Source organism: Pedobacter caeni (assembly GCF_900129215.1).
Taxonomy (GTDB): domain Bacteria; phylum Bacteroidota; class Bacteroidia; order Sphingobacteriales; family Sphingobacteriaceae; genus Pedobacter; species Pedobacter caeni.
In genome coordinates this window covers 293,159-318,404 of record NZ_FQUQ01000004.1, presented here as the reverse complement: position 1 = coordinate 318,404, position 25,246 = coordinate 293,159, and the positions used below count along the sequence as shown (strand labels likewise).

Sequence of the window (25,246 nt, the reverse complement as noted above, 5' to 3'; positions counted from 1 at the left end):
ACGTTACGGAGCAAAATTTTGAAGTTTTAAAAAAAGTGATTATATTGCTTCTGTAAGCTAGAAATGATGATTTTTGTCCTTTAATGGACGGTCAAAGTAGAAGACTCATAATCTTTTGGTCGATGGTTCGAGCCCATCATGGCCCACCCGAGTGGGTAAACACGTTTCGATGTCGTTTACCCACTTTTTTTTGCTTCCTAGCTCATTGGAAATCATGCAAATAATTGACACAACTTCATTCAGTCGAGTAGTTCGATGTTGCTCTTCGTCAAAACTTAATTTTTTCAGGAAACATCGAACCAATTATCTCTCTTTTTAGAGCAACATTTCCATTTTTATAGAATAAATCAAGCTATAGGAGTACATTAATAGCGTTTTTCAACTTTGTTTCAATATTAATCTTTGGGCTTTCAACATCTAACAACTTTGCCTCCAGAATAGCTATTTTGTCTTCACATTCCAATTTGACCGTTTTATAATCAATTGCATCAAGATCCCCGTTCAAAAGCAATTCTCTTACAGTTTTAACTACTATGGAGCGTTGTAATTTTTATGCAGGTGCTGGAATCTCCAATATTTTTCTAACTCCTATGTTCCATTATTTTACTTGTGAAATTAAGAATCCCAATGAAATTTTAAGGGTTATCGACTCGCTTCAATTAACTGATAATTATAGAGTCGCTACTCCTGCTGACTGGAATCCTGGAGACGATGTTGTTATTTCTAATGCGATAAAGACCGAAGATTCCTTTAAACATTTTCCCAAAAGAGTTAGAGAAGTTAAACCATATCTAAGATATACACAACAACTAATATCGAAGAATAAAAAAGGAATTTATTTGATTTACTGAACACTGTTTAGTAATATTGTACCCAATATTGTGATATGGGTATTTCTGAACGTAAATTAAAATATAAGGAATCGTTTAAGCGAGAGATTTTAGATGCTGCAAAAAAACTGTTCTTAAAAGATGGCTTTGAAGCAACGTCCATCCGTAAGATGGCATCCGAAATAAGATGCAGCCCCGCAACGATTTATTTGTACTACAAGGATAAAAGCGATATTTTCTATGACCTGCATAAAGAGGGGTTTAAAATATTGATTGGACAATTGGAAATCCTAAAAGTCATTGAGAATCCTTTTGATAGGTTAAAGACCATGGGGCTTGTTTATCTTAAATTTTCGCAGGAAAATTCAGACTTTTATGAACTAATGTATGCCAAAAAGACCCCTGAAAAGCACTGGGATGAAGGTAATAAAGTCTATACAATGCTGAAAGATATTATTCTGCAATGCCAGAAAGGCGGCCTATTAAAAGATACTGATACAGATAAGGTTGTTATGATGATATGGTCACTTTTACATGGAGCATGTATGCTTAGCCTCCAAAAACAGTTGGAATGCATTACAAGCGATAAAGAAATGGCAACGGATAATACAACAATTCAATCAGAAGATATTTTTAATGCATATTTATCCCTTATAACGCTGAAAAAATAAATAAGGGATTTTTTTTGCTATTTTGATGAACACTGTTCATTAAAATAAACATAGTTATTAATAAACAATTTAAAAATTAGAAAAATGGAACAGACAAACACAGCTCCACGCATTTTAGTATTAGGGGCATCCGGCTTAACCGGAAAGGCAGTAGTGCAAGCGTTGAAAACAAGGAAAGAAACATTTTCCATTGTACTGGCTTCACGAAAAAAAGAACAGGTTAAGCAATGGCATGATGAAGGGGAACATGCTGTTTATATAGACCTGAACGATGCACGGACTTTCCCAGTTGCACTGAAAGGGATCACCCGAATTTACTTGTTGACAGGATATACGGTTGAAATGATCCATCAAAGTAAAACGCTTGTTGATGCAGCTGTTGATGCAGGTGTAGATTTCATCGTTCATCTGGGCATTTTTGGCAATGGTAAGATGACCAATCCACATTTTGCATGGCATGAAATGATTGACAGCTATATTAAAGCGAGCGGCATTAAGTGGAGCATCTTACATCCTAACACCTTTTATAGCCAGATACCCGTTTTTGCTCCAATTATAAATGGTGTAATGCAAAGTTTTATTGGAGATAAGAAAACAGGATTTGTTGCTGTAAAGGATATAGCCGAAGTTGCGGCACTTGTTCTTGCCGAAGGACCTGAAAAACATGCAGACAAACATTATTTTTTATCAACCGAGAATGTAAACATAGCAGATGCTGCCCATCTGCTCAGTGAAGTTACTGAAAAACAAATTTCCTATCTCGCTCATACGCCCGCAGATTTGTTTGCAGCTATCGAAAGTGGTCAGTTCGTTTTACCGGAGGACAGGGAAAAAACATATTCTGACAGTGGACTAGGATTGCTGCAAGAAGTATATGATGGAAGGCTTGATTCGCTTGCAGTAACAACAAATACAGTTTCGGATCTATTGGGGCGCCCTGCTATCAGTTTAAAAGATTGGATGAAAGAAAATCTGAGTCTGTTTAATCTGACGATCTGATAATCGGTTCAAATCCTGCAACAAAGAGTTCGGGTAGTATAAGATTTTGCTGAGAGGGACTTCTCGATGAAGCCCCTCTTTTTTGTGTCAAGTATCGTTTTTTTTTCATTTTTAAGATGTCATGGGGGAACACTTTCGTATATTATTATTTTTTTGATAAATACCTTTCTGTTTTACAAGAGCCCGAAAATCCACTTTAGATTTGTCCACTATTTGGGATAGGGTCATGTTTCCTTCCATCGTCTGCTAATCAATCGGATTAATAGAAGTTACATAAACTTTTATCTGTATTTCATCCATATCAGGAGTTAGTACAGGATGTGAATTCAACCATTTCAATTCATCATTACCGACACCATATTGTAATTGAACAAAAGCTTTTTGTTGATTGGTTTCCGTTATTGCTATAATTAAAATTGTTTTAATTCTTTCAAAAAGCAAATTAAAAAAACGCTATACTTTTGTAAGCGATATATAAAAGTATAGCACAGTGTACGATGGCAATAAGAAAAAATAAACCAATAGATCTTCAGGCTGATATGAAATATCTGGAAGACACGATGTATGTAATTAGCGGTAAATGGAAAATGAAAATCATTCTGGCACTTATTTGTGGAAGTAAACGCTATCGTGAAATTGCAAAAGCGGTTCCGAATATTACCTTTAGAATGTTGTCCAAAGAATTAAAGCAACTGGAACAAAATAAATTAATATCCCGAACAGTAACGATGGATAATATGATTCAATATGAAATTACCGGGTATGCTCAAACACTTGCTCCTACTATTATCGAAATGATCAAGTGGGGAAAAGAACATCGGGAAAATATTAAGAATTAAATTTTCAATGAAAATCTTTTGATAGGGCGAAATCATACTTGCGTATATATAACGATATACTTTTGTATAGCACTGATGAATGAGTATGATTTAGAAAATATCTTTGTAAGATACAATGTATCAATAGAACATTAATAATAGAGGTTCAACCCTTTTTTAATTTGAAATGGGAGAAATAAATAGAAAAAAATTCATAAAGATGATGAGCTTAGGAGCAGCTTCAAGTATAATCGGTCCAGCATCTTTTATACCGCTAAGTTCTGGATTACTACAAGCCGCTACTACTAATGAAAAACTTAATAGAACTTTTGGCGATGAGATCAGGAAATTCAATGTTGACGTACCTCAAGAGGAGTTGACATATCTAAAACAAAGGCTGTCACAAACCCGATGGCCGGAAAAGGAACCTGTCAGCGATTGGAGCCAAGGTGTACCATTATCGAAGATTCAGTACTTGTGTGAATATTGGCAAAAAGAATATGACTGGAGAAGATGTGAAGAAATGATAAATAATTTTGGTTCCTACACAACCAAAATAAAAGGTTTAGACATTCATTTTCTTCATATACGCTCCTCCGAATCTAATGCACTGCCATTGTTACTTTTACACGGTTGGCCCGGATCGATACTGGAATTTCATAAAATAATTGGTCCGCTAACCAACCCAAACGCCTATGGTAAACTCGGAGAAAATGTCCCCGAATCTTTTCATTTGGTCATACCTTCAATGCCGGGATATGGCTTTTCTGAGAAGCCGGATGAAACAGGATGGAACAGGGAACGTATCGCAGATGCCTGGATAGAACTCATGAGTAGATTAGGCTACGGAGATTATTGGGCAGCACACGGTGGCGATTGGGGGGAGTTAATAGCAATGACGATAGGGAACAAAGCTCCCAAAGGACTTATCGGAGTACACGTCAGTACCATTGATCTCACACCCAATTCAGAAGAAATTGAAAAAAGTACCTCAACAGAACTATCCTATATAGAAAAAGCAAACCATTTTCTGCATAATTTATCTGGCTACGCCAAAGAGCAGGCAACAAAACCTCAAACAATCGGATACGCATTAGCGGATTCTCCTGTTGGGCAAGCAGCCTGGATATACGAGAAGTTTTATGACTGGACAGATAACGACGGAAGTCCCGAACGTATTTTATCATTGGATGAGATGATTGACAATATTATGATGTACTGGTTGCCGAATACAGGAGCATCATCCGCTAGATTATACAGAGAAAATGCTGATGTCACCTGGGGTTCCATTCCGGTAAATGTACCTGTCGGCGTAAGCCAGTTTCCTAAAGACGTTACCGGCGGTTCCCGCAGATGGGCTGATGAAAGATTTAACAATAATGTAGTTTATTGGAATGACTTAGCTAAAGGAGGTCACTTTGCGGCACTTGAACAACCGGGAATACTCATTGATGAGATAAGGAAGTGCTTTCGGCTTATCAGAAAAAATAGATAGTATGCGAGAACCAATCTTTAAGTAAATTATTCAAGACTTTATTGGTAATCCTCAATTATGGGTTCAATAAGCAATAAAAAACGTTCTAAGTGCTCAAAGTATTTCTGCTCTTGGGTAGAAAATAACAAAGCCGGGAATGTACCGAGTATGTTATTATTTTAACTGTCATTTTTCAATTCCAATGTTTTGCTGTTTATCAAGTCTTTTTGCTAAAATCTTGCCATAAACCTCTTTAAGGATAGGAATTTTAATCAGTTATGAATTTATAGATACAAATATTCTTTAGTTTTTCTTTACGAAAAATGGTTTTTTTTGTTTCTGATTTTGATTACCGGCCACGACTTTTACGTTAATTCTTCATGAAAACTGTAACGAAAACGTAACGGTATTCAAATTAGACTTGCTTTGTTACAAAATATGGGTGAATTTGGGTTTGTTTTGTTACAAAACCAAAAGAAATCATGCTCGTTATATGTCATTTAAAAGAAACATTGAAAATCATCTTAATAGCAGGAAATTAAGGGATAGTCGTAAGCCTCTTATCATCAGAGGTGCACGATCGGTTGGAAAAACAACATTGATAAGAGATTTTGCTACGACATATCAGTATAGAATTATACTCAATCTGGAAAAAGCTTAGCGATCGACGTTATTTTATTATGCAGGTACTTCTATACCTCAGTATGTTGAGTGGTTTATTCAACAGGAACTTTAGAGTCTATACATTATTTCCCGATTAAATCTGCGATTAGACGTAAATCAGCAATTTTTGTTATAAATGTGCATTTTTCCGACATTTGAACATGGCCCTATTCTTAACCCTGGACAATGTATCTAAACTGTACAACATTGATCCTTCAAAAAAGATGGAAGGGATAGTCGTTCTGCGTCAACAGAACCACCCTGAAAAGGAGTATACAGCGCATAGTCGTCTGTTTGATGGATTGCTGTTAGGCTTTATGATACGAGGCTCCATGAAAGCCCAAATACATTTTTTAGAATACGAAATCAACGCAGGAGACATCGCAGTTTTGCAACCGCGATTGATGATAGATACAAAATCACTGAGCAAAAATGCAGAAATAGTGACCATTGGCCTTTCGTTAGATTTTATTGCGGCATTTCCAATCCTACAGGAGTTTGTAATGAACAATCAGATTCGATGGCAACCTGTGGTCAGACTTCAAGATGAAGAAGTGACGCTAAAGAATCAACTGGTAGAACTTATACAGAACTTCTATCATAAAAGTCAGAGTTCCAGGAAAGCTGAAATGCTGCGACATCTTGTTATTACACTAATGTATATGATTTCTGAAGCATATTCGGGACTGACTGATCATAACAGTTTAGTGAAGAGCCGTACACATGAAATCATCGACGATTTCTACATATTGATTTCAAAGTACGCAACTCAGCAGCGGAGTGTTAAATTCTATGCAGAAAAACTTCATTTAACCCCTCAGTATCTCTCTACTTTTCTGAAGCAAAAAACAGGAAAATCAGTTTTGCAATGGGTTGATCATGCCATGATATTGCACGCTAAGACATTGCTTAAATCTTCTGGTTTATCAATCAAGCAGATCAGCAATGAATTGCATTTTGGAGAAACAAGCTTGTTTTGCAGGTTTTTTAAGAGAATCACCGGAGTTTCGCCAGGGGCTTTTAGAAAGGGGCAATAGGCAGTGCTTGTGAGCAACCTCACAGTATCTTACAAATTGTATGTAACTACCATGAATGTGTAAAAAAAACACGCTCAGGCGCTGTCTATTTTTACACCATGAAAAATTCAACGAAAAAAGCAGCTATTGGATTCATATTTGTGACTTTACTGATTGATATTACTGGATGGGGAATCATACTTCCAGTGGTCCCAAAACTTATTAAAGAACTTATTCATAGTGATATTACTGAGGCTGCCAAATATGGTGGCTGGCTTGGTTTTGCCTATGCTTTTACACAATTTATATTTTCACCTGTGGTGGGGAATCTTAGTGACAAATATGGAAGACGCCCTATTATTTTGATTTCTCTTTTTGGATTTGCCGTAGATTATATATTTCTTGCTTTTGCTCCGTCTATCGGCTGGCTGTTCTTAGGCAGGGTCATTGCCGGATTAACGGGGGCTAGTCTCTCAACTGCAAGTGCTTATATCGCTGATATTTCAACAGATGAGGATAGGGCTAAAAATTTTGGTATGATTGGAGCCGCTTTGGGGCTGGGATTCATTATAGGTCCAACCATTGGAGGATTGCTAGGTCACTATGGGGCAAGAGTCCCATTCTATGCTGCAGCTGTGCTATGCATGATAAATTTTCTGTATGGATATTTTATCCTTCCGGAAAGTTTAGATAAAGACAAACGCAGGGCATTTGAATGGAAGCGTGCAAACCCGGTTGGATCTTTTAAATTCTTAAGAAAGTATCCTCAAATTTCTGGTTTGGTCATCGCCCTGACATTGATTTATATTGCCATGCATGCTGTACAGAGCAATTGGCATTTCTTTACCATGTATGAGTTTGGTTGGACTGAACGAATGGTCGGTATCTCCCTTGGGCTGCTTGGGTTGCTGCTGGGATTGGTTCAGGGTATTTTAATAAGATGGACAACACCTAAGTTCGGGGAGCAGAAAAGCATTTATTATGGACTGATATGCTATACCCTGGGATTGTTACTATTTGCATTTGCAAATCAAGGATGGATGATGTTTGTTTTCCTGATCCCTTACAGTCTGGGTGGAATCTGTGGCCCTGCAATTCAATCAGTAATGTCTAAAGACGTTCTGTCAAATGAACAAGGCGAACTGCAAGGAGCCTTAACAGGTTTAGTGAGTGCAACTTCGATCATAGCCCCACCTTTGATGACAAACTTGTTCTATTACTTCACAAATGATGAAGCGCCTTTCAGGTTTTCAGGAGCGCCATTTTTCCTTGCCTCAGTTTTAATGGCTGTTAGTGTAATTATTGTATACTCGACCTTTCAACGAAAAGGCAAAAACAGGTGAAAAATTAAAACAGGTAGGGAATGGTTCGAGAAGCGCCCAACTGAGGCCACTACTTAAAAAGCCGTTTTTCTGAAAGAAAAACGGCTTTTAGTTTTTAAAATTTAATAAGCAATTGTTTGCTGAAAATTTTATCTGATTAAAGATGATCTTTAGTGTTGAGGCACTAAGATCGGTGCTTCTACAGGCAAAACTACTGGCAGGTAGCGCTTCCTTCTGCAATGCAGAAATTAGCAAAACGAACGTCTTCATCCCTCAGTTGGGAAGGATTATTCAGACTGCGGTAAATTCCCCATTTTGGCCGGCAAAAAGTTGTACCTGATCTCCACATATCAATATTGGAATTGCTATAGGACATTAAACTTGTTCCATCACTTACTTTATGTATCGCGACGTTATAAGTTCCGGAAGAACCAAATTTGATGGTTTCTACAACTTCTACCCAATTGCCTTTGAAAGGTGCCAGGTTAACTATTTTAACTTTAGTGCTTGTGCCCGAAGAGTTGACGTGAATAAGCTCCATTTTGTCCGTATTATTAGCCCCATAGCGTGGTGTAATGGTAATTAGCGGAGCGCCGGCATCATCACCATCACCGGCCTTGATCTGGTGAAGATGGGTAAAGCTGGAAGAAGCCTTAAAACCGGCATCTATCTTAAATTTCCAGCGATACGTAACGGTTTCACCATTAGAGGCCTTAAGGTTCGCCGGAGAGGGACCATAAGTTTTAATTTCGGTACGCTGACGATCGGTGGCTTGGCATCGGTCATCGTCTAATGCAACATGCGCGGAAAATACAAATACATTGGTGTTGAGTACGGGATCAAAAACCTCACTAATGTGGTTCTGGGCATGCCCGCAATCAGGTACCTCATAGGCCGTTCCGCCCAGTACACTATTGATTAAACTATAGGTATTTCCCGGGCCATCGGCATTTAAAGTCACACCAGCTGCTGTGATGGAAATATCAGATTTGGTTTTAGCGGTTAGCTGCCGGGATGTCGGATCTTCGGTATTTTGAATACCTTTTTTACAGGAACTAAAAATAAGTCCTGCGAGCAATAGGCTTAAATATTTAACTTTCATTAGGAATGAATTTAAAGTTATGGTTTACAAATGGTTAATTTGTGAATCGGCCAATCACACAGTATAAATTTTATGATTTTATTTTAAATTATCAATAATTGATTAATATTTATTTAATCAATTATATAAGTATTTTATTAAGCGTAAATAGCATAAATTCGCAGATTTAAGGTGTAAATTCGGATAATATACTCAGCCAACTTACACCTGAATTCAGGTATATACACTACCCTGGTGGGAACTGAAATATACTACTGAGATCCTGTTAACTATAAGTTTATATACAATTATGGGCTGAAAACATATAGTGTTTTATCGGGGGCACCATAGGAATCACTTCCGCCACCCGCAAATCCCTGAATACCATTGGTACCAGACATGCCCTGAGATATTCCCTGGTTGAGTTTACTTACTTCAGTCCACTTGTCATTTGCAGGGTCGTATTTGAAAAATTGCCGGTCCAGGTTTTTACCTAAATGGGAATGATAAGTAAGTGATTCGCCTAAACCAACATAACCAAAGTTTCCAATTGAAAAATTAGTAAAGGCTATTTCACCTTTACCGGGATAATCTGCTTTTTTACTCCATTGGTCGGTAACAGTATCATAACACCAGGTTTCCTTTGATGCTGTGCTTGAAGAGGAGCTGCCCGTTTCTGCTGCTGCTCCGCCAGTTATATATAGTTTAGATCCAATGCTGAAAGAACCACTGAGCAGTCTCCCTTTGCTTTGAGGAAAGTCAGAAACCTTTTTCCATACCTTTGTAGTCAGGTCATAAGACCAGAAATCTGTGTAATAGGTAGAGCCAGAGGATGAGCCGAATGAACCTGCTTTATAACCCATACCAACATAAAGTTTATGATTAGCGACAATAGCGACTGGATTTCTTCTTTCTCCACCAGGAAAATCGGCTTCTTTTGTCCAGCTGTCTGCGGTCATGCTATAAACATAATGTGATTTTGTAGTAATTGCATTTTGGTATCCGCTAATCCGATCGCCACCGATCAGATGTACATTAGAGCCCTCTTGCAGAATAGCCGGTTTTTCAAGTCTGTAGATAGGATCATATGGAGTAAGCAATACTTTCTGTCTGGTCTTGTAATTGTACTTATGGAAGTCTGCAATAGTAGTGATATGTTGTGAAGCAACCCTGTAAGTATATATCCAGTCCCCGCTGACAAAATAATCAGCAGTACCAATCATGCCGCCGTTATCTGAAGGCAGATTTTCCAGCTGTTGCCAGGTGCCTTCAAGAAGCGTCAGTTTTTTTTGATAGACAAGGTTAAGATTATTTACAGACACTTTTAACGTATAGACACCTGGAGTAAGCTGACCAGAGAGTTGTGCTGTAATTGTATTGCCTACATTGCTGTTGCCAATAGAGGTGACTACAAGCTCGGTCGTATTAAGGAAAACTTTTACTGGCGATGCTGCGGTAAGTGTATTGATGTTAGTAAAGATAAGCAATGGTCTGCCATAATTTATGTCGTTGTCTGTAGATAAGATCTGGGGGGAAACTTTCCCAATCAGCTGGTTGGCGGAGTACTCTGTTACTGCATTTCCTTTACCGTATGCTCTTACGTAGTATACAGAACCTGTATCTAAATCTGTTAATTGTTTAGTGAAATCTACAGAATTCATGGAACCGCCAATCTTATATATTTTTGCATTTTCAACAGTTGGATTCAATAATTTACTAACTACGAGACCGTATTCAATATCGCTGGCAGTCTTCCTTATTTCTAAAGTGCCGGCAATTTTAAATTGATTGAAGTCTGGATTTTGTATCGGCAGTATGGAGATTCTAAAAGAATCTCCTTCTATTTCGTCAATGCCTGTTTTTTTACAAGAGAACAATACAACAGACACACATAAGAGTAATAGTATTTTTCGCATTTGAGAGTTTATTTTCAACAGTAAATATAAATTAATTTTGAGTTTATGTAAACTCTGGTTACATTTAATCTTCCTTATAAAAGGTTAATTAACTGCTCTATGCCAAATCTCAAATATACGTTCTTTGTGATTTTAATTTCATGCCTGTTTGCCTGCAAGAAAGATGAAAAAACAGAAATTAAACCAGCATTGCCCTTTGCAGCCGCAGGAACAAATCAAAATGACGTTGAAAACTTCCAGGTGACCCTCAATGCTGATAGTCTCAAAGCAGGCCAAACCGGAAAATGGACCATCGAAAAGGGCCTTGTTGAAAGCAAAGTTTATTTCTCCAGTGATGTTAAGCCTGATTCGAAATTCAACGGTATGCCGGGGGAAACATATCAACTAAAATGGACTGTGATGGCAAATGGGACAAAGTATTCGGAATCAACAGTTCAGGTCATATTCAAACCATTAAAAGCGGTTATTGGTAATAATGCACCAGGGAATAGTACCCAGTTTTTCCTAACTGGTAATAAATATGATAATGGGCTATGGACGATTGAGGGAAAATACGCCAAGCTTCTCGGCCTGATTGCAGGAGGTACTGTCGTTCCTGATATCAATTCACCGTATGTACAATTCCAGGGATATGCAAATACCAGTTATAAAATTACCTGGACCACCTATTACGGCAGTAAATCAGCTTCCGCTACCTGGGAATTTAAGACAGGTAATTATTTAGAGAAGGAAGCACTTTATGATTTGCAGCTGGATCCGTCATCTTACCGGCTTGCCTATGAAAATGGGCACATTGTAAAACTGGATCTGAATGCCAGTGCTGCTGCCTGGATCCTCCGTGATACCCTGCAATTTCCTGCTTTACAGGCCTTAACCCATCTCAGGTTCCTGGATCTGCAAGGTAGTTCTGTAGGGGAGTTTCCTAAAATTATTGGTGATAAATTCAGACAGCTGGAAACCCTCAATTTTACCAGTACCAAGATTTCGTCTATACCTGAAAATATCGGTATGCTAAGTAAACTTAAACAACTAATCTTGGGTTATGGTGGAGGTATCTATTCCCTTCCGGAGAGTTTTGGGGATCTTGAAAGTCTTGAATACTTTAAATGTACCGCTATAGGCTTGGAATATATACCAGAGAGTTTTAGTAAATTAAAAAAATTAAAATACTTAGAGGCAAATCTTAATCCAATTCAGCGACTGCCATCGAAGATCGGAGACTTGTCCAACCTGGAGGTCCTGCTGGTGAGTACTGCTGAAAACATTCCGGCTTCAATCTCTAAACTCAGGAACCTGAGGAGAATGTACTTTACCACTAAAACCGAAAATTCCGTATTGCCCGATGATTTTGGAAGTTTGAGCGCTCTGGATACACTGATTATGGAAGGGAAATATAAGGAGCTCCCATCCACATTTGGGAATTTAGATCTTAAGGATTTCCAGCTAACCGGGCCGGCTTTGACTGCTTTGCCCTATAATTTTGGCAATTTAAAGAATCTGGAAAACCTGATTATTGCAGGTCAGTTTAAAAGTCTTCCGGTTTCTTTCACAAAATTGATGAAATTAAAATATTGCACTTTGTATTCAAACGAACTCGAAACACTGCCGGCCGATTTGGGAAATCTGCGCAGATTGGTTTATCTGCATGTTGAATATGGGAAAATTAAAACAGTTCCTGAGTCGATCGGTGATCTGGAAAATCTGAACGAAATCCGTTTAGACAAGAATCAGATCGAAGAGTTGCCTGCTGGATTTTTTAATCTGCCTAAAATAACAATTATAAAGATGTCCACAAACAAGCTGAAGTCCCTGTCCGATGACTTCGGAAAGTTATCGGCGACACTAAAAACGTTGTATTTGTACAATAATGCATATCCTCCCGCAGATGGTATCAGAATTAAACAACTACTGCCTACAACCACTGTATACGTGAATTAAAGAAATTTCAAATGATGCAAAATCCTTGATTCAATATAAACCAGCCAGAAAATGGTTCGGGAAGCGTCTGGTTCAGGCCATTTGGATTGAATTGCGCTTTGCATATAATGCTTTATAACTAACCAGATAACTATTGATCAAATTGAAAAAAACAGAACTAAAAAAGCGGTTGCTCCAATATAGTAGAGATATCCTCAATCCCGAAAACTTTCATGATAAACTGGCCCCTGCAGTAATGGGCTATGCTGATCTTTTATTTGAGGAATTTGATCTTGATGGTTCGGTTGGAAGAGAACACATTCAGACGCTTAATGGCAATGCGATAGGAACTTTTTGGGCCGCAAAATGTATCAGGGAGATTTTTAGAACCCAACGCTTTTCAAGGGCTCTTTACTCATCTGTATTAGGAGTGATTGGCCGGAACAGGAAACAAACTCATGTCCTGTATGCTGGAACCGGCCCATTTGCCGCACTCGCATTACCAATTATGATGATGCTCAAACCAGAAAACGTACAATTTACATTTCTGGAGATTAACCCTGAAAGTATTGAGATATTGGAAAAGGTTATAGACTTATTTGATTTGCGTGCATATGTTAAAAGTATTCATCAATGTGATGCTTCGTTGTGGGACGTACCTTCATCTGGGATTGATATTGTGATCAGCGAAACGATGTGCCGGGCTCTGGTTGCAGAACCTCAGGTGGCGATCATGCTTAATCTGGCAAGCCAATTGCCTGAAGATGTTGTCTTTTTACCTGAAGAAATTAAAGTATCACTTTGCAAACTAAGCAGAGGTTCCGGAGCACCGGAAAGAATTGCTGAATTGATCAATTTTAACAAAGCATTGATGTATTCCATTATCGGGAATTCGTCAATGAGAAACTGGAACTTTATTGATCAGGATGTTCAAACCAATCTATCTGAAGACGACCATCTCTGCTTAATGACCGAGATCAGGGTTAACGATGGTAATATTTTAAATTTAAATGATAGCTCACTAAATCTGTTGGAGAAACTAAAGCTCGATAAAAAGCAGGGAGCCATAACCTTGAATTTTAAATACACGCTGGATAAAAGGCCTGGTTTTAAGGTGATAGAAAAATAAAGAAGGTTGATCGCGTGTTAAGAATTCAAATTCTTCGTTTTGTTCATGATAAGTTAATAAAATGGTAACCTGAGTGATGCTAACTTCGCAGCGTGAATCAATTGACACTTAGCGATCAGGATTTAATCACCGCGATGAAAAATGGTGATCAGAAAGCTTTCGAAGCGCTTTACGAACAATATTGGCCGGAAGTTTACACCATGATCTATCGGCGTATTAACGACAGAGAGGTAACTAAAGACATCTTACAGGAGATATTCATTAACCTTTGGAATTACCGTCACAGGATTATCGCCGAAAGGTCATTGGCTCCCTGGTTAAACAGTGCAGCAAAAAAACAGACCATTTCCTGGTACAGAAAACAAATCAGCACAAAGCAGAGAGAAACGCTTTATCAGGAAGACGAACCTTTGATTGTACCGGCGCCTACTGAACTGGAGACGAAAGAACTGCAGGAGCTGCTGGATCTGGAAATTGAGAAGATGCCGGTCAACATGAAGCTGTCATTTCGGTTGAGCCGCGTCGAAAACAAATCTGTCAGGGAAATCGCAGATGAACTTTCTCTGTCCGAACAAACCGTCAGGAACAACGTCTCTATGGCTTTGGAACGTCTTAGATTGCAAACAAAAAGATTCTATTCAGAACCTGCAAATCTTGCCGGGGTATTGGCAATCCTGTTAACAAAAATTTAACTTATTTATAGCTATTTCTTAAAGTACATTTTGGCTTTCGCTGCGAAGAGTTATATGTATGGCAAAGAAAAATATATTCACTGAAAGACGTAGTACAGACCAGGAGGCGGAAGCCTGGTTCTCCCGTACAGACGACCGTGTGCCTTTTGAAGCTTTTTCCAATCCACAGGAAAAAACAAGGACTGGCGAAGAAATGCTGGACGAAATCCGCCGAAAGATAAGAACACGGCGGCAGAAAAGGCTTTGGCTTAATGTTGCTGCGGCTGCGGTAGTCTTGATGACTACAGGAACTTTCAGTTACCGGGCTTACCTGACTTCAATGCCCTCCATCACCAGACAGGTCTGGCTGAGCTATGTAGCGAATAAAGGAGAGTTTAAGGAGATCCGCTTGCCAGATCACTCTACGATTCATTTGAGACCCGGTGCAAAGGTTGCCATTGCCCAGCCTTTTATACAGGAAAATCGTGAGGTAAAGTTAGCGGCAGGAGAGATTTATTGTGAGGTCAGTCATGATCCGGAACATCCCTTTCTGGTACATGCCTCCCAGATTACCACTCAGGTGCTGGGAACTAAGTTCATCATCAACAATGATCCTCTGGCAGCAGATATCCGGGTGACCTTACTCAGTGGAAAAGTCGCCGTACGCAACAAAAAAATGCAGCTGGGCATTTTGTTACCTAAACAACAACTCAGCTTTAACAGGGTAAGCGAAACAGTAAAACTGGACAGTACAGCTCATCTGGCCGAAAACTGGCTGAACGGGGAATATATTCTTGACAATGTTTCACTGAAATCTTTTGCACAAACCTTTGGCAATGCCTTTTCTATGGAAGTCAGGTTTAGGGGAAAAACACTCGAAAACTTAACTGTTTCGATGCAGTTTTACCGGACTGATGACCCTAAAACTATTCTGAATCAGCTGAAACTGATACATGGACTTAATTATCAGATTAAAGACAAGGAGGTAATATTGATGAGATAGTCTACTAAAAAAAACGGTATCTATTGGATAGATACCGAATGTTTTGGTGTTTGCGCTACTGACAGAAAATTGCAGCTTCCTCGTCATTCAATGAGCAAACGCCGGGTTTAACTTGTAAACACAATAAAAGTATTAAAAAATAATGTCTATAATCAAAATAGGTGTGAAAATATCACTGATCCTATATTTCGTCTCCATTAACATCATGACTTCGCTGTATGCCAGCGAAGCATTTCCTCAGGCGCTGGAAACAAAAGTTGACATCCGGTTCAGAGAAGGACAACCTTTGTCTGTCGCCCTGGAACAACTAAGAACTAAAGCAAAAGTAAGGCTTGCCTATGACCCTTCACTGGCTAAAGCCATATCGGTTAAAGCTGCCAGCTATCATGAAGAAAAGCTAAAGAATATCCTTCTCCAGCTATTGAAGCACAGTAACCTGGCATTCACGGAGCAGGGAGGGGCAGTAGTGCTGTATACTAAAGAGGATCATCCTGTCAAAATTCCCGCTCAGCAACCTGGTCGGATTGCCGGAAAGATCGTCGATGATCGTGGAGAACCACTCCCCGGAGCGAATATCAAACTCATTCAGACAGGGCAGGTTACGCAAAGCCGGGTAGACGGAAGTTATACCCTCAATGTTGCGGCTGGAAATTATACGCTTGAACTGAGCTATATTTCTTTTCAGACCAAACGCATTACGGATATAGAAGTAAAAGCCGGACAGGTAACCAACCTTAATGTGGTACTGAACCCTTCCGCCAAAAGTTTAAATCAGGTAGTGGTTACAGGAACCTTTAAAAAGGAAAGTGTGAGTGCCCTGTATGCCCGTCAGAAAAATGAGGCGAGCATTTCAAATGGCATCAGCAGAGAACAGATCTCTGCATTGCCGGATAAGAATATCGGTGAAACCCTGAAACGAATTTCCGGGGTAAGTGCCACCGACAACCGACGCGTAGTGATCAGAGGTATTGCCGAACGTTATAATCTGGCGATGATGGATGGCGCCACACTGCCCAGCACAGACGTACAGGTGCGGGACTTCGAGTTCGATATCATCCCAAGCAATCTGGTGGATAATGTGGTGGTTTCCAAAACAGCTACTCCGGATATGAGCTTTGGTTTTGGTGGCGGATTGGTACAGATCAATACCATCGCAATACCTGACCAGAATTTCATGTCAATCAGTTTAGGAAGCAAGTACACCAATGGAAGTACCGGCAAGGATTTTTTGGGATATCAACGTGGAAAAAATGATTATCTGGGCTTTGATGATGGGAACAGGAATCATTTTCCGAAGGATCTTTTAATTTTTACACAGACAAATTATATCCCAACGGATCCGGCGAATACCAATATACCTGAAGGGGTTCAAAAAATTACGCCCGATATGATTGCTGCACAAAACAAAAAGATCGGTGGTTTACAAAGGTTTGGAACGCGTGTTTATCAGGCTGCTCCCGGACAAAACTATCAGTTTACCCTGGGCAGGAGCTACGGATTAAAAGATAGCCGTTTAGGTTTTGTAGGTTCGTTGACTTACCGAAATGAACAGGCTATAGATGACATTTCTCATTATGAACGAGGCCGGTTCAACAAGCTGGGCGACACTTTTTATGATCCGGTTACCAATAAGGAATTAAAGGAGACAACGGCCAGTCAATATAATTTTACGACCAGTTTAGCCGCATTGGTTAATATGGGCTGGAACAGTAAGAACCACAAGATCACCTTGCGTAATTTCTATTCCAGAGTCTTCGCCGATCAGTTCTTTCGTGTTTCTGGTTGGGGAGAGGATATCGGCTATGCCGAAAATCCGGCCATCAACGAATATGACCGCCCTAAATTTGTCGATCTGTTTCAGAACCGCATCAGCGCAGAACATACTTTTGGCAGGTTAAAGTTCGACTGGGGACTGGCACGTAATCGTGTGAACAATCATGAACAAGATGCAGTAGACGCTATTCTCCGACCTATAACAACGCAGAACAGCACTGTCTATGTTTATCAGGCCAGTAACGTTACTGAAAATCCCGGGCCCTTAAGCCGTTCTTCCTATAAATACGTAGAAACTAACTGGGCAGCGGACGCCGCACTGAGCTATAAGTTCAGTATCGGGAAGTCAGCACAGGTGTTCAAGGCAGGTTATCAGCTGCTGAATAAAAAGGGTGATTTTGCCTGGAGCGTTTTACCAATTGGTTCGGCAAAGGGTTATACCGGTGGCTTTAGGCCGGTACAAACCTGGAGCGTTGATTTTAATGATCCCCTGCATGATCTTTTCTATCACCCCTCTGATTTCAACAATAACAACTATATAGGAAGGAACAGTAACCAGGCCTGGTTTGGGATGATGGACAACCGTTTTAACAAGTGGATTCGTTTGGTTTGGGGGATCAGGGGAGAGTATTATAAATATGAAAAGATAAAGGATTCTGCCGCAGATAAGGCCGCAAAGTCGGAAATGCAGAATATGGAAAAGAACCGTTATGTAGATATGGAAACCGGAAATCTGGTGCATAAGACCCTGGATGCCAGTGCTGATGAAAAGAAATGGTTGTATCTGCCTTCTGCAAATCTTACCATTACGCCGCTGGCCGACTTCAACATACGCGCTTCCTATGCCAAATCGGCTGTCAGGCCCGCATTGATTGAGAATTCCAGTTTTTCACGTTTCAACCATCTTCATGGCAGGATACAGCGGAATACTGGTGTAGTCTCCACGCTGATCACTCACTACGATCTGCGTTTGGAGTGGTATCCATCAGCAGGAGAGGTGCTCTCTGCCGGTTATTTCAAAAAACATTTCAAAAACCCTGTGGAGATGTACCTGGACGTAACCAATAGCAGTGGGTTAGTTGATTTGATCACTGCCAATTCTGACTATGCGAATGTTAATGGATGGGAGTTCGATGTGCGCAAAAACCTGGGATTCATCAATAAGGACTGGAATTTTTTAAGCAATATCTATTTCAGTGGAAACCTTACACTTCAAAATTCAGAAGTACAGGCAAGTGCCTTTCGCTATTCCACTATGGGCTATGGGCAAGATAATGATGGTAAAACCTATGCTTACAGAACCAAGGAATATTTGAGAGAAAAGCGGGCACTATATGGTCAGGTACCTGTATTGTATAATATTGGGCTAAACTATACGGGAGATCGTTTAAGTGCCAACGTAGCCTTCAATCATTCGGGCTACAAGACATTTACCGTAGGGATGAAGCCTGAGTATTCTGAACTCGAAAGGCCTCGTAATCAGTTAGACGCTCAACTTGGGTATAAGTTCCTGAAAAGCAAAAAGATGGAAGCCAGGTTTAATATGAGCAACCTGCTCAACAGCCCTTACCGTTTCTTTATTAATTCTGATGACACCTATAAAATAAAGCCGGGAGCAAATGGCCCGATGGGCGAATGGTCAGATACCTACGAATGGAAAGATGGATTTTCAGAGAAATATCAAAACGGCTATACGGAGACGACCCCAGAGGGGAAAATCAGGCGGATTGGAGATACAGATACGTTCATCCGTAAGATCGGTACTTCGTTCAGCCTGAGCTTATCTTACCACTTTTAATATGGATTTAATTTTTAACATCATGAAATTGAATAAATTTTACCTGACCTGCCTGGGTACTATACTACTGGCGTTGACTGCCTGTAATAAAGGAGATCAGGACTTTCTCTATAAAGAAGAGCTGTTTGGCGTTAATCTGATCGGTTACAATGCGAGCAGTGAAGAACTGACGGTTAAGTTGGATACGACTGACCTTATTACTCCGTTGCAGCCTAATTCCCGTTTTGAAAGTACAACTGCTTATACTTTCAGACCAAATGAAGATCGGATTAAGCTTAGGATTGCGGAGAAGATCTCCGGAAAACTGGTACTGGAAAGGGAGTTGAAAAAAGAGGACTCCGGGATAAAAATTAACTTTTTTTATACAGAAGGCCGGACCGGTCCTATGCCGGAAAAGCCTGCTGTTGAACAGGGCAAAATCAAGCTACTCTATATGTTCCAGCCAACCACCACCAATTATACAGAGCCGGTTGACTTTGTGGTTGGTAAATATTATCTGGTACCTAAGGTGTTTGAGGAGCTTGGAAGGGCAAAAAATGTGAAACCTTATGAGTTTTGTCCGCCTATTACCATACCCACGTTTTCTACCACCACGCAGGTGTATAATGGGGTGACAACCACGGCCTCCTTTGTGGTCCGTATCTACAAGGCCGGAACGGACATCCCTTATACCGATGGAACGGCATACTCCTGGAATCCGCTAACATCCACAGCACCAAAGCCCCAGTCATCCACTGCATCTTCCAAACTTTACATTTTCTCTGAAGCTCCTTCCGGAGGTTTGATGAGATTTTTTACCCGATTAGATCAATAGCTATCAACAATGAAACAGATGATGATCAATATGAAAAGACTAATGCTGCTTGCCATAGCAGCAGCAGGACTTGTTTCCTGCAATAAAGAAGAAATAAAGACAAAAGCGGTTAGCATACAAATCAGAGGTTATAACATTGGAAACAGTGAACTGGAAGTGTCCCTGGATGCAGTAGTCTACGATAAATTTAAGACTAAACCTGATCAGCAATTGAATTTTGGTAAAGTGTATACTTATCCCGCTAGTCAGGGACAAGGCTTATTAAAAATTAAAGATGTGATTTCAGGAAAAGAGGTCTTTCAAAATCAGTTGAGCCTGAATACCCCTGAACTGGAACGTTTTTTTCCGTTTGTCTTTATCAACGGCAGTCCCTTAGAGATCAAAGCTCCGGCAGCAAACCCTGCCACGAACAAGATGGCTTTTTACATTTACTATCCCCAAAGTAACGATGGGATAGATATTTTTATGAAGAATAAGGAAGGAAAGACGGTCTATATCGCCAGGAACGTAAAACCTGCAACCTGGACCTATTCAGATTATGTGACTACTGAAGGTTTTAAAGATGCCACTGAGACTTATACCTGGTACTTTGTCAAAACAGGTACTACAGATCAATGGGCCTTTAACGATGACGAGGGACTGAGTAACTGTGGAACCGGTCAGCTGTATCTCCCTAAAAAAGGGGAAACAGGAAGGGTGCAAACTTATTTTGTGACACCAGCTTCCAATCAGCTGGATGCAGTTAGCCTGTTCAAAATTTAAATTAACAGACGCTTTCAATTGAGCCCCGGATATTTATCCGGGGCTCTTCAGTTTAAAAACAAACTGATTTACTGCAGGGATTAAATATTTTGGAAATTCGATGTACTAGGCTGTGAAATAGAAGATAGATCGATACAATAAAAAGCCCGGCATTGTAAAAAAAAACCGGGCTTTTTATAAAATTTATATCAATTGAAAGTGCTTAATCAATGAGCTCCAACAGCAATACACTGTCGGTCTGCCGATTCCAGGCCAACACCATAGGCTACCATACAATTAAAACAGATATCATAGTTACTCCAACTGCCCGTATCACAAATTGAGGCATACTTACCGCCCATTACTTCTTTTAACTCAGCTCTGTTAAGAGTGTTGTTGTTTTTTAAGCTCTCATTTAACTTGTTCATAAAATTAATTTTATTTGTGAAATTATTACCATACCACGCGGGGTAATATTCCGGCGACATATATTTTGTAACTACATGCTTGTTATTGGAGCGTTTTGTTGCAACAAAATGCTCCTGATTTGTACAAATTTTTATATACATCTACTTGAAAACAAGAGTTGTAATTTTTTTTTGCGTCATGTTTGCTTTCTAAATATAAATTAGGGGGGATGGCACTAATTTTATATCAATTATGCTGTTTAGATTAAAGAAATCTAGCTTTATTTACTTAGTGATTTAGAATATTTTTAACTAAATATATTTATAATTTGTTTTATTTCAAAGAAAAGATAAAATAAATTTCTTGTGTGTTATTTTAGGAAACTTATGTGGCTGGTGTTGTTGGAATGTGTATTTAGTAAATTTGATAGAAATTAATCGATTCGTAATTCGAAAAAATAACACCGTATTTAACTGAATCGTTAATTAAGCAGAGGTCTGAAGTATGACAACAATGTTGGTTTTATAATAATATGTGGGTTATTTTAGCTTCGTTTTTTTATTGCTAAACAGCTACCCAATGTTCGAAACACATTTTTTACATAGCATCTTTAATCCAAAGGACTTCAATAAAGAAGAGCTGGATCAGATCATCTCCATGTTTAAGCGGTTAGAATTTCGTAAAAATGAATATTTGCTTAAAGAGGGAAGGGTTGCCGACAGATATTGGTTTTTACAAAATGGCTTTTTGAGATCTTTTGTAACGGACATCAGAGGAAAAGATACAAGTACGAATTTCTACTGTCCGGGGGACATCGCTATTGAATGGTCTTCATTGTTTTTAAAAAGCTCCACCAGGGAAAACATACAGGCACTTACAGATAGTGTATGCTGGGAAATTGATCTTGATTCTTTTAAAACGTTGTTTCATGGAATTGAATCATTTCGGGAACAAGGTCGTCTTACGCTTGCCGGCAGTTACTTTGCATTAAAAAACCATAGCATCGCTATGATCGCTGATGATGCAAGAGTACGTTATTTAAGGCTTTTAAAAGAAAAACCACTCGTTATTCAAAATGTTCCACTAAAGTATATTGCTACTTATCTCGGCATTACTGATACTTCTCTCAGTAGGATCCGAAAAGACATTGCAAAGGAATAGCAGGCCTGTTGTTTTCTTGCCATAAGGCAAGTGTGTTGTTCTAAATTGAATTTAGCTTTGTGTTCTATTTATTCTGCGATAATATTATGCTACTTCAAATGACATTTATTGGGATTGCGATCCTGACATTTTTACTTTTTTATCTGGGTACAGGTAAAAGTAAAACAGTTTTGATTTTTGGATCTATATGGCTAATCGTATGTGGAGTCCTGTCTTATCGTGGTTTCTTTCAAAATACCTCTGTCTTGCCACCAAGAATGATATGGGTACTACTTCCTGTTTTGATTTTAGTAGTTCTGTGCTATCGGACAATGAATGTTTTGAATTTGAAAATCAATTACTTAATCGCAATACATGTTTTAAGGCTCCCTGTTGAACTTGTTCTTTTTCAGCTTTTTCTAAAAGGAAGTATTCCTGTTCTTATGACGTTCCAGGGTTGGAATTTTGATATTTTTATCGGGATTTCTGCTATTGCTATGTTAAGTTATTCTATGCTCGCAGGGAAACGATTAAATATAAAGATTTTCAGATGGTGGAATATCCTGGGTTTACTTTTCTTGTTCTTAATTGTTTCAATAGCTATACTTTCAGCTCCCTCTCCGATACAATTACTTGCATTTGAAACTCCAAATATTGCATTGATTACTTTTCCTTATACTTTATTACCTGCTGTAATTGTGCCTTTTGTCTTATTGTCACATCTCCTTTGTTTGAAATGTATTAGGGGCAAAATCTGCGATTAAACCTAAATCAAATGGGAAAAAATCAGAAAATGTGCTTTAGCAATCAGGAACTCTCTTTACATATGATGAGGTACATTTTAATTATAAATCATCAACTTTTAAAATTGGAGCATTAGGTTTATCTTCGAAACGAAATTTGAAGGATAAAATATAAAAATGGCTTTTTAGCTATTCACGATACAGATAAAATGTCGATATACTGCTATCCTCAAGTTTGGGATTAATAAATATTATTGACCCAAATGATGAATAAAAAGCTAACTATGAAAGTAAAAATGAAATATCAATTTACAGTTACTATCTGTATTATAAGCTTGTTTTTGAGCTCCTGTGGTGGCGAAAGTACCCCAAAGACCCCAAAAACCCAAAAGGCAAAGGAATATATTGCTTCCTTAAAAGCGCTGAAGTTTGATGACCTTAAGCAGCAATTAAAAAAAGATACGGCTCTGCTAAACAAGTTGATAAAGCTAACCAGCTTAAATATGCAGCTAACTTCACACTTTTCCTCGGGTGAAAAAAGTATTGCCCAAAAATCTGAACCCGAGTTTTCACTGAATTATAATACCTCAAAAGTTGAAGAAATCTTTAATGCTTACTGTAAGCAGTTATATTTTAATCAGGATTTTAATGAAAACGATAACAAACATAGTTTATACACGCTGAAAAGGTTTGAATTTGAAAGCAGATATGGTCTTACTGACGATGATCACGTCATTAAAGAGAACGATAGCATATTTAAGCCCTTTGAACAGGAAATAGAAACCGTTGAAAAAAGCTATTTTTTTAAAGGAAAGAGGCTGGCGAAAGGTGATATTGGGCTTAAACGTATTGATAGTATAGAGACTGAAATTAAATTGAAACTTCCTGTTGATGTTGAAAAATTTGCTGTCGGAAAATCAGAAAAAAACGTCGAATATAAAAATCATACCGTTGAAGTCGAGGCCATTAAGGGCAATGTCGCCAAATTGAAAATACCAATTGCAGTTTACTCAGATGTGATTGGTTATCAAGCCTACAATAACAAGAATGTCAGGATGAATAGTAGTGCTTTAAGTTCTACCCCAATGCTGGAAATAAAGAAAGACATTAAAGGTCAATTAAAAGAATTACTGGATATTTTTCTAGCTGTACTTGAAGAGGATGACGTAAATGAAGCCGGGAAATTGTTAAATAAAATCGATCAGAATCAATTGGCTGCCAAGGATAATATGGCTGAATTCAACAACTACATTTCCGGCTTAAGTCAGGGGAAAGCTAAAGAACTTGGCGATATCGCTTTATACGAAGAGGTTGCAGAGAAAGGAAAAAAGGTGATTTCCGTTGAAAATCAATTTGTTATCGTAGAATTTCCGGATGATATTAAAACAATTGATGTTTTTGTGGCGACAAAGTTTAAATCGCTTCAAAACAGCAGAATGGTGAAATTTAATAACCATTACCTGGCAAAGAAATATTTTGATGTAAATAATCCAAACATCATTTATAATACTTACGAAAAGGGCAATGGTTTAAAATTCGGTGTATCAAATAAAGATGGCGATAAAATCATAACCGCCAGATTTGAAGAAATGAAACAGCTGGGTAACGAGTACTTTGTTGTTGATGGGAAACTACATTGGCTTGATGTGAAGGGTAAAAAACTGATAGCCTTGCCGCAGTTTGAAAATTATAACGAAACACTAAAGCCAGGTTATGATGTTTTTGAAAAATCTTTTGGCGATGAGTCTGCTGCTGGAGTAGTCTTAAATCGCAGTAAAGTGGTGATACCTTTTGAGTATCATTATTTTGATAAATACGATACATTTATTATTGCCCATAAAAATTCTGATAAGGATGAAATTTATGATTTAAATTTTAAGAAGCTGCCCAACAACGAAATAAAAAGATTACAGACAATTAATGAGCATATCGCCTCTGATATCAAATATCCATTGCTTTTTGTAGCAGAAAACAATAAATCTAAAAAAGCCTTAACAGACAAGAATTTGAAAATTTTAACCCCGTTTAAATATGACTTTATCGATCCTTTTTTTAAGGTAAAAGACTACTATATTGCGGGAATTCGCACAGCAGATGGCAGTAATTATCTATACGGCCTCATCAATCAAAATGGTAAAGAAGTTGTTCCTTTTATATTTGATAACATTGATGATGAATTCGATAAGTCAGGGAAACTTCGTTATTACTTAAAAAAGAAACCTCAGGCTTTAAATTTTGAAACCTTTTTAAAAACCTTTGGAAAATAAAAACAGGTAAATCTATGCTTGTTTTTCATCTAACGTCGTTTTTGCTTTTTAT

The 25,246-nt window shown here is 38.6% G+C and carries 19 protein-coding genes and 1 pseudogene; 17 read left to right on the top strand and 3 right to left on the bottom strand.

All coding sequences use genetic code 11. The features are described from left to right. Positions 1-617 precede the first annotated feature (617 nt). From BUC20_RS20795 to BUC20_RS20760, 7 genes and pseudogenes are all read left to right on the top strand, one after another. Positions 618-851, top strand: a pseudogene (locus BUC20_RS20795) (hypothetical protein); the annotation flags it as partial. A gap of 35 nt (positions 852-886) precedes the next feature. Continuing rightward, the gene (locus BUC20_RS20790; RefSeq protein ID WP_073233004.1) at positions 887-1,501 is read left to right on the top strand and encodes a TetR/AcrR family transcriptional regulator; all 615 of its coding nucleotides are present in this window, start codon (positions 887-889) and stop codon (positions 1,499-1,501) included. Between the two features lie 84 nt (positions 1,502-1,585). Next, complete coding sequence (locus BUC20_RS20785) at positions 1,586-2,500, top strand: NmrA family NAD(P)-binding protein (RefSeq protein WP_073233003.1); 915 nt, start codon at positions 1,586-1,588, stop codon at positions 2,498-2,500. Between the two features lie 497 nt (positions 2,501-2,997). Then, entirely contained in the window at positions 2,998-3,339 is a 342-nt protein-coding gene (locus tag BUC20_RS20775) for a winged helix-turn-helix transcriptional regulator (RefSeq protein WP_073233001.1), read from the top strand. A 166-nt stretch (positions 3,340-3,505) separates the two neighbouring features. Continuing rightward, positions 3,506-4,813: an epoxide hydrolase family protein gene (locus BUC20_RS20770; protein ID WP_200800982.1), complete on the top strand. Its 1,308-nt coding sequence runs from the start codon at positions 3,506-3,508 to the stop codon at positions 4,811-4,813. 866 nt (positions 4,814-5,679) lie between these two features. Next, entirely contained in the window at positions 5,680-6,492 is an 813-nt protein-coding gene (locus tag BUC20_RS20765) for a helix-turn-helix domain-containing protein (protein ID WP_234994568.1), read from the top strand. 98 nt (positions 6,493-6,590) lie between these two features. After that, complete coding sequence (locus tag BUC20_RS20760) at positions 6,591-7,814, top strand: TCR/Tet family MFS transporter (protein WP_073232999.1); 1,224 nt, start codon at positions 6,591-6,593, stop codon at positions 7,812-7,814. Positions 7,815-8,004: 190 nt separating this feature from the next. Here BUC20_RS20760 and BUC20_RS20755 read toward each other — a convergent pair whose 3' ends face one another. Then, complete coding sequence (locus BUC20_RS20755; protein ID WP_073232998.1) at positions 8,005-8,895, bottom strand: heparin lyase I family protein; 891 nt, start codon at positions 8,893-8,895, stop codon at positions 8,005-8,007. Positions 8,896-9,182: 287 nt separating this feature from the next. After that, positions 9,183-10,790: a Kelch repeat-containing protein gene (locus tag BUC20_RS20750; RefSeq protein WP_084529119.1), complete on the bottom strand. Its 1,608-nt coding sequence runs from the start codon at positions 10,788-10,790 to the stop codon at positions 9,183-9,185. Between the two features lie 99 nt (positions 10,791-10,889). On the opposite strand from BUC20_RS20750, the gene BUC20_RS20745 reads away from it, so the two are divergent. From BUC20_RS20745 to BUC20_RS20715, 7 genes are all read left to right on the top strand, one after another. Further along, positions 10,890-12,728 (top strand): leucine-rich repeat domain-containing protein, encoded by a 1,839-nt coding sequence (locus BUC20_RS20745; protein WP_073232996.1) that lies wholly within the window; start codon positions 10,890-10,892, stop codon positions 12,726-12,728. Between the two features lie 142 nt (positions 12,729-12,870). After that, positions 12,871-13,836, top strand: a complete 966-nt coding sequence (locus BUC20_RS20740) for an SAM-dependent methyltransferase (RefSeq protein ID WP_143166865.1) — start codon at positions 12,871-12,873, stop codon at positions 13,834-13,836. Between the two features lie 92 nt (positions 13,837-13,928). Beyond that, positions 13,929-14,528 carry an RNA polymerase sigma factor gene (locus BUC20_RS20735; RefSeq protein ID WP_073232994.1) on the top strand — a complete coding sequence of 200 codons (600 nt, stop codon included), beginning with the start codon at positions 13,929-13,931 and terminating at the stop codon, positions 14,526-14,528. Between the two features lie 58 nt (positions 14,529-14,586). Then, a complete protein-coding gene (locus tag BUC20_RS20730) occupies positions 14,587-15,510 on the top strand; it encodes a FecR family protein (protein ID WP_073232993.1) in 924 nt (307 codons plus the stop codon). Positions 15,511-15,652: 142 nt separating this feature from the next. Then, positions 15,653-19,081 (top strand): TonB-dependent receptor, encoded by a 3,429-nt coding sequence (locus BUC20_RS20725; protein ID WP_073232992.1) that lies wholly within the window; start codon positions 15,653-15,655, stop codon positions 19,079-19,081. A 22-nt stretch (positions 19,082-19,103) separates the two neighbouring features. Beyond that, the gene (locus BUC20_RS20720) at positions 19,104-19,895 is read left to right on the top strand and encodes a hypothetical protein (RefSeq protein WP_073233930.1); all 792 of its coding nucleotides are present in this window, start codon (positions 19,104-19,106) and stop codon (positions 19,893-19,895) included. Positions 19,896-19,925: 30 nt separating this feature from the next. Further along, positions 19,926-20,657 (top strand): hypothetical protein, encoded by a 732-nt coding sequence (locus tag BUC20_RS20715; protein WP_143166864.1) that lies wholly within the window; start codon positions 19,926-19,928, stop codon positions 20,655-20,657. Positions 20,658-20,863: 206 nt separating this feature from the next. Here the strand turns inward: BUC20_RS20715 and BUC20_RS33740 are convergent, their stop codons facing one another. Then, complete coding sequence (locus BUC20_RS33740) at positions 20,864-21,064, bottom strand: hypothetical protein (protein ID WP_143166863.1); 201 nt, start codon at positions 21,062-21,064, stop codon at positions 20,864-20,866. A 559-nt stretch (positions 21,065-21,623) separates the two neighbouring features. On the opposite strand from BUC20_RS33740, the gene BUC20_RS20705 reads away from it, so the two are divergent. From BUC20_RS20705 to BUC20_RS20695, 3 genes are all read left to right on the top strand, one after another. Next, a complete protein-coding gene (locus BUC20_RS20705) occupies positions 21,624-22,205 on the top strand; it encodes a Crp/Fnr family transcriptional regulator (RefSeq protein ID WP_073232989.1) in 582 nt (193 codons plus the stop codon). Positions 22,206-22,291: 86 nt separating this feature from the next. Beyond that, positions 22,292-22,948 carry a hypothetical protein gene (locus BUC20_RS20700; protein ID WP_073232988.1) on the top strand — a complete coding sequence of 219 codons (657 nt, stop codon included), beginning with the start codon at positions 22,292-22,294 and terminating at the stop codon, positions 22,946-22,948. Between the two features lie 263 nt (positions 22,949-23,211). After that, on the top strand, positions 23,212-25,194 hold the full coding sequence (locus BUC20_RS20695; protein WP_234994567.1) for a WG repeat-containing protein: 1,983 nt from the start codon (positions 23,212-23,214) through the stop codon (positions 25,192-25,194). Positions 25,195-25,246 lie beyond the last annotated feature (52 nt).

Coding starts and splice junctions, on each gene's coding strand:
- BUC20_RS20790 (WP_073233004.1), top strand. CDS start 887: ATGGGTATTTCTGAACGTAAATTAAAATATAAGGAATCGTTTAAGCGA.
- BUC20_RS20785 (WP_073233003.1), top strand. CDS start 1,586: ATGGAACAGACAAACACAGCTCCACGCATTTTAGTATTAGGGGCATCC.
- BUC20_RS20775 (WP_073233001.1), top strand. CDS start 2,998: ATGGCAATAAGAAAAAATAAACCAATAGATCTTCAGGCTGATATGAAA.
- BUC20_RS20770 (WP_200800982.1), top strand. CDS start 3,506: ATGGGAGAAATAAATAGAAAAAAATTCATAAAGATGATGAGCTTAGGA.
- BUC20_RS20765 (WP_234994568.1), top strand. CDS start 5,680: ATGGAAGGGATAGTCGTTCTGCGTCAACAGAACCACCCTGAAAAGGAG.
- BUC20_RS20760 (WP_073232999.1), top strand. CDS start 6,591: ATGAAAAATTCAACGAAAAAAGCAGCTATTGGATTCATATTTGTGACT.
- BUC20_RS20755 (WP_073232998.1), bottom strand. CDS start 8,895: ATGAAAGTTAAATATTTAAGCCTATTGCTCGCAGGACTTATTTTTAGT.
- BUC20_RS20750 (WP_084529119.1), bottom strand. CDS start 10,790: ATGCGAAAAATACTATTACTCTTATGTGTGTCTGTTGTATTGTTCTCT.
- BUC20_RS20745 (WP_073232996.1), top strand. CDS start 10,890: ATGCCAAATCTCAAATATACGTTCTTTGTGATTTTAATTTCATGCCTG.
- BUC20_RS20730 (WP_073232993.1), top strand. CDS start 14,587: ATGGCAAAGAAAAATATATTCACTGAAAGACGTAGTACAGACCAGGAG.
- BUC20_RS20725 (WP_073232992.1), top strand. CDS start 15,653: ATGTCTATAATCAAAATAGGTGTGAAAATATCACTGATCCTATATTTC.
- BUC20_RS20720 (WP_073233930.1), top strand. CDS start 19,104: ATGAAATTGAATAAATTTTACCTGACCTGCCTGGGTACTATACTACTG.
- BUC20_RS20715 (WP_143166864.1), top strand. CDS start 19,926: ATGAAAAGACTAATGCTGCTTGCCATAGCAGCAGCAGGACTTGTTTCC.
- BUC20_RS33740 (WP_143166863.1), bottom strand. CDS start 21,064: ATGAACAAGTTAAATGAGAGCTTAAAAAACAACAACACTCTTAACAGA.
- BUC20_RS20705 (WP_073232989.1), top strand. CDS start 21,624: ATGTTCGAAACACATTTTTTACATAGCATCTTTAATCCAAAGGACTTC.
- BUC20_RS20700 (WP_073232988.1), top strand. CDS start 22,292: ATGCTACTTCAAATGACATTTATTGGGATTGCGATCCTGACATTTTTA.
- BUC20_RS20695 (WP_234994567.1), top strand. CDS start 23,212: ATGAAAGTAAAAATGAAATATCAATTTACAGTTACTATCTGTATTATA.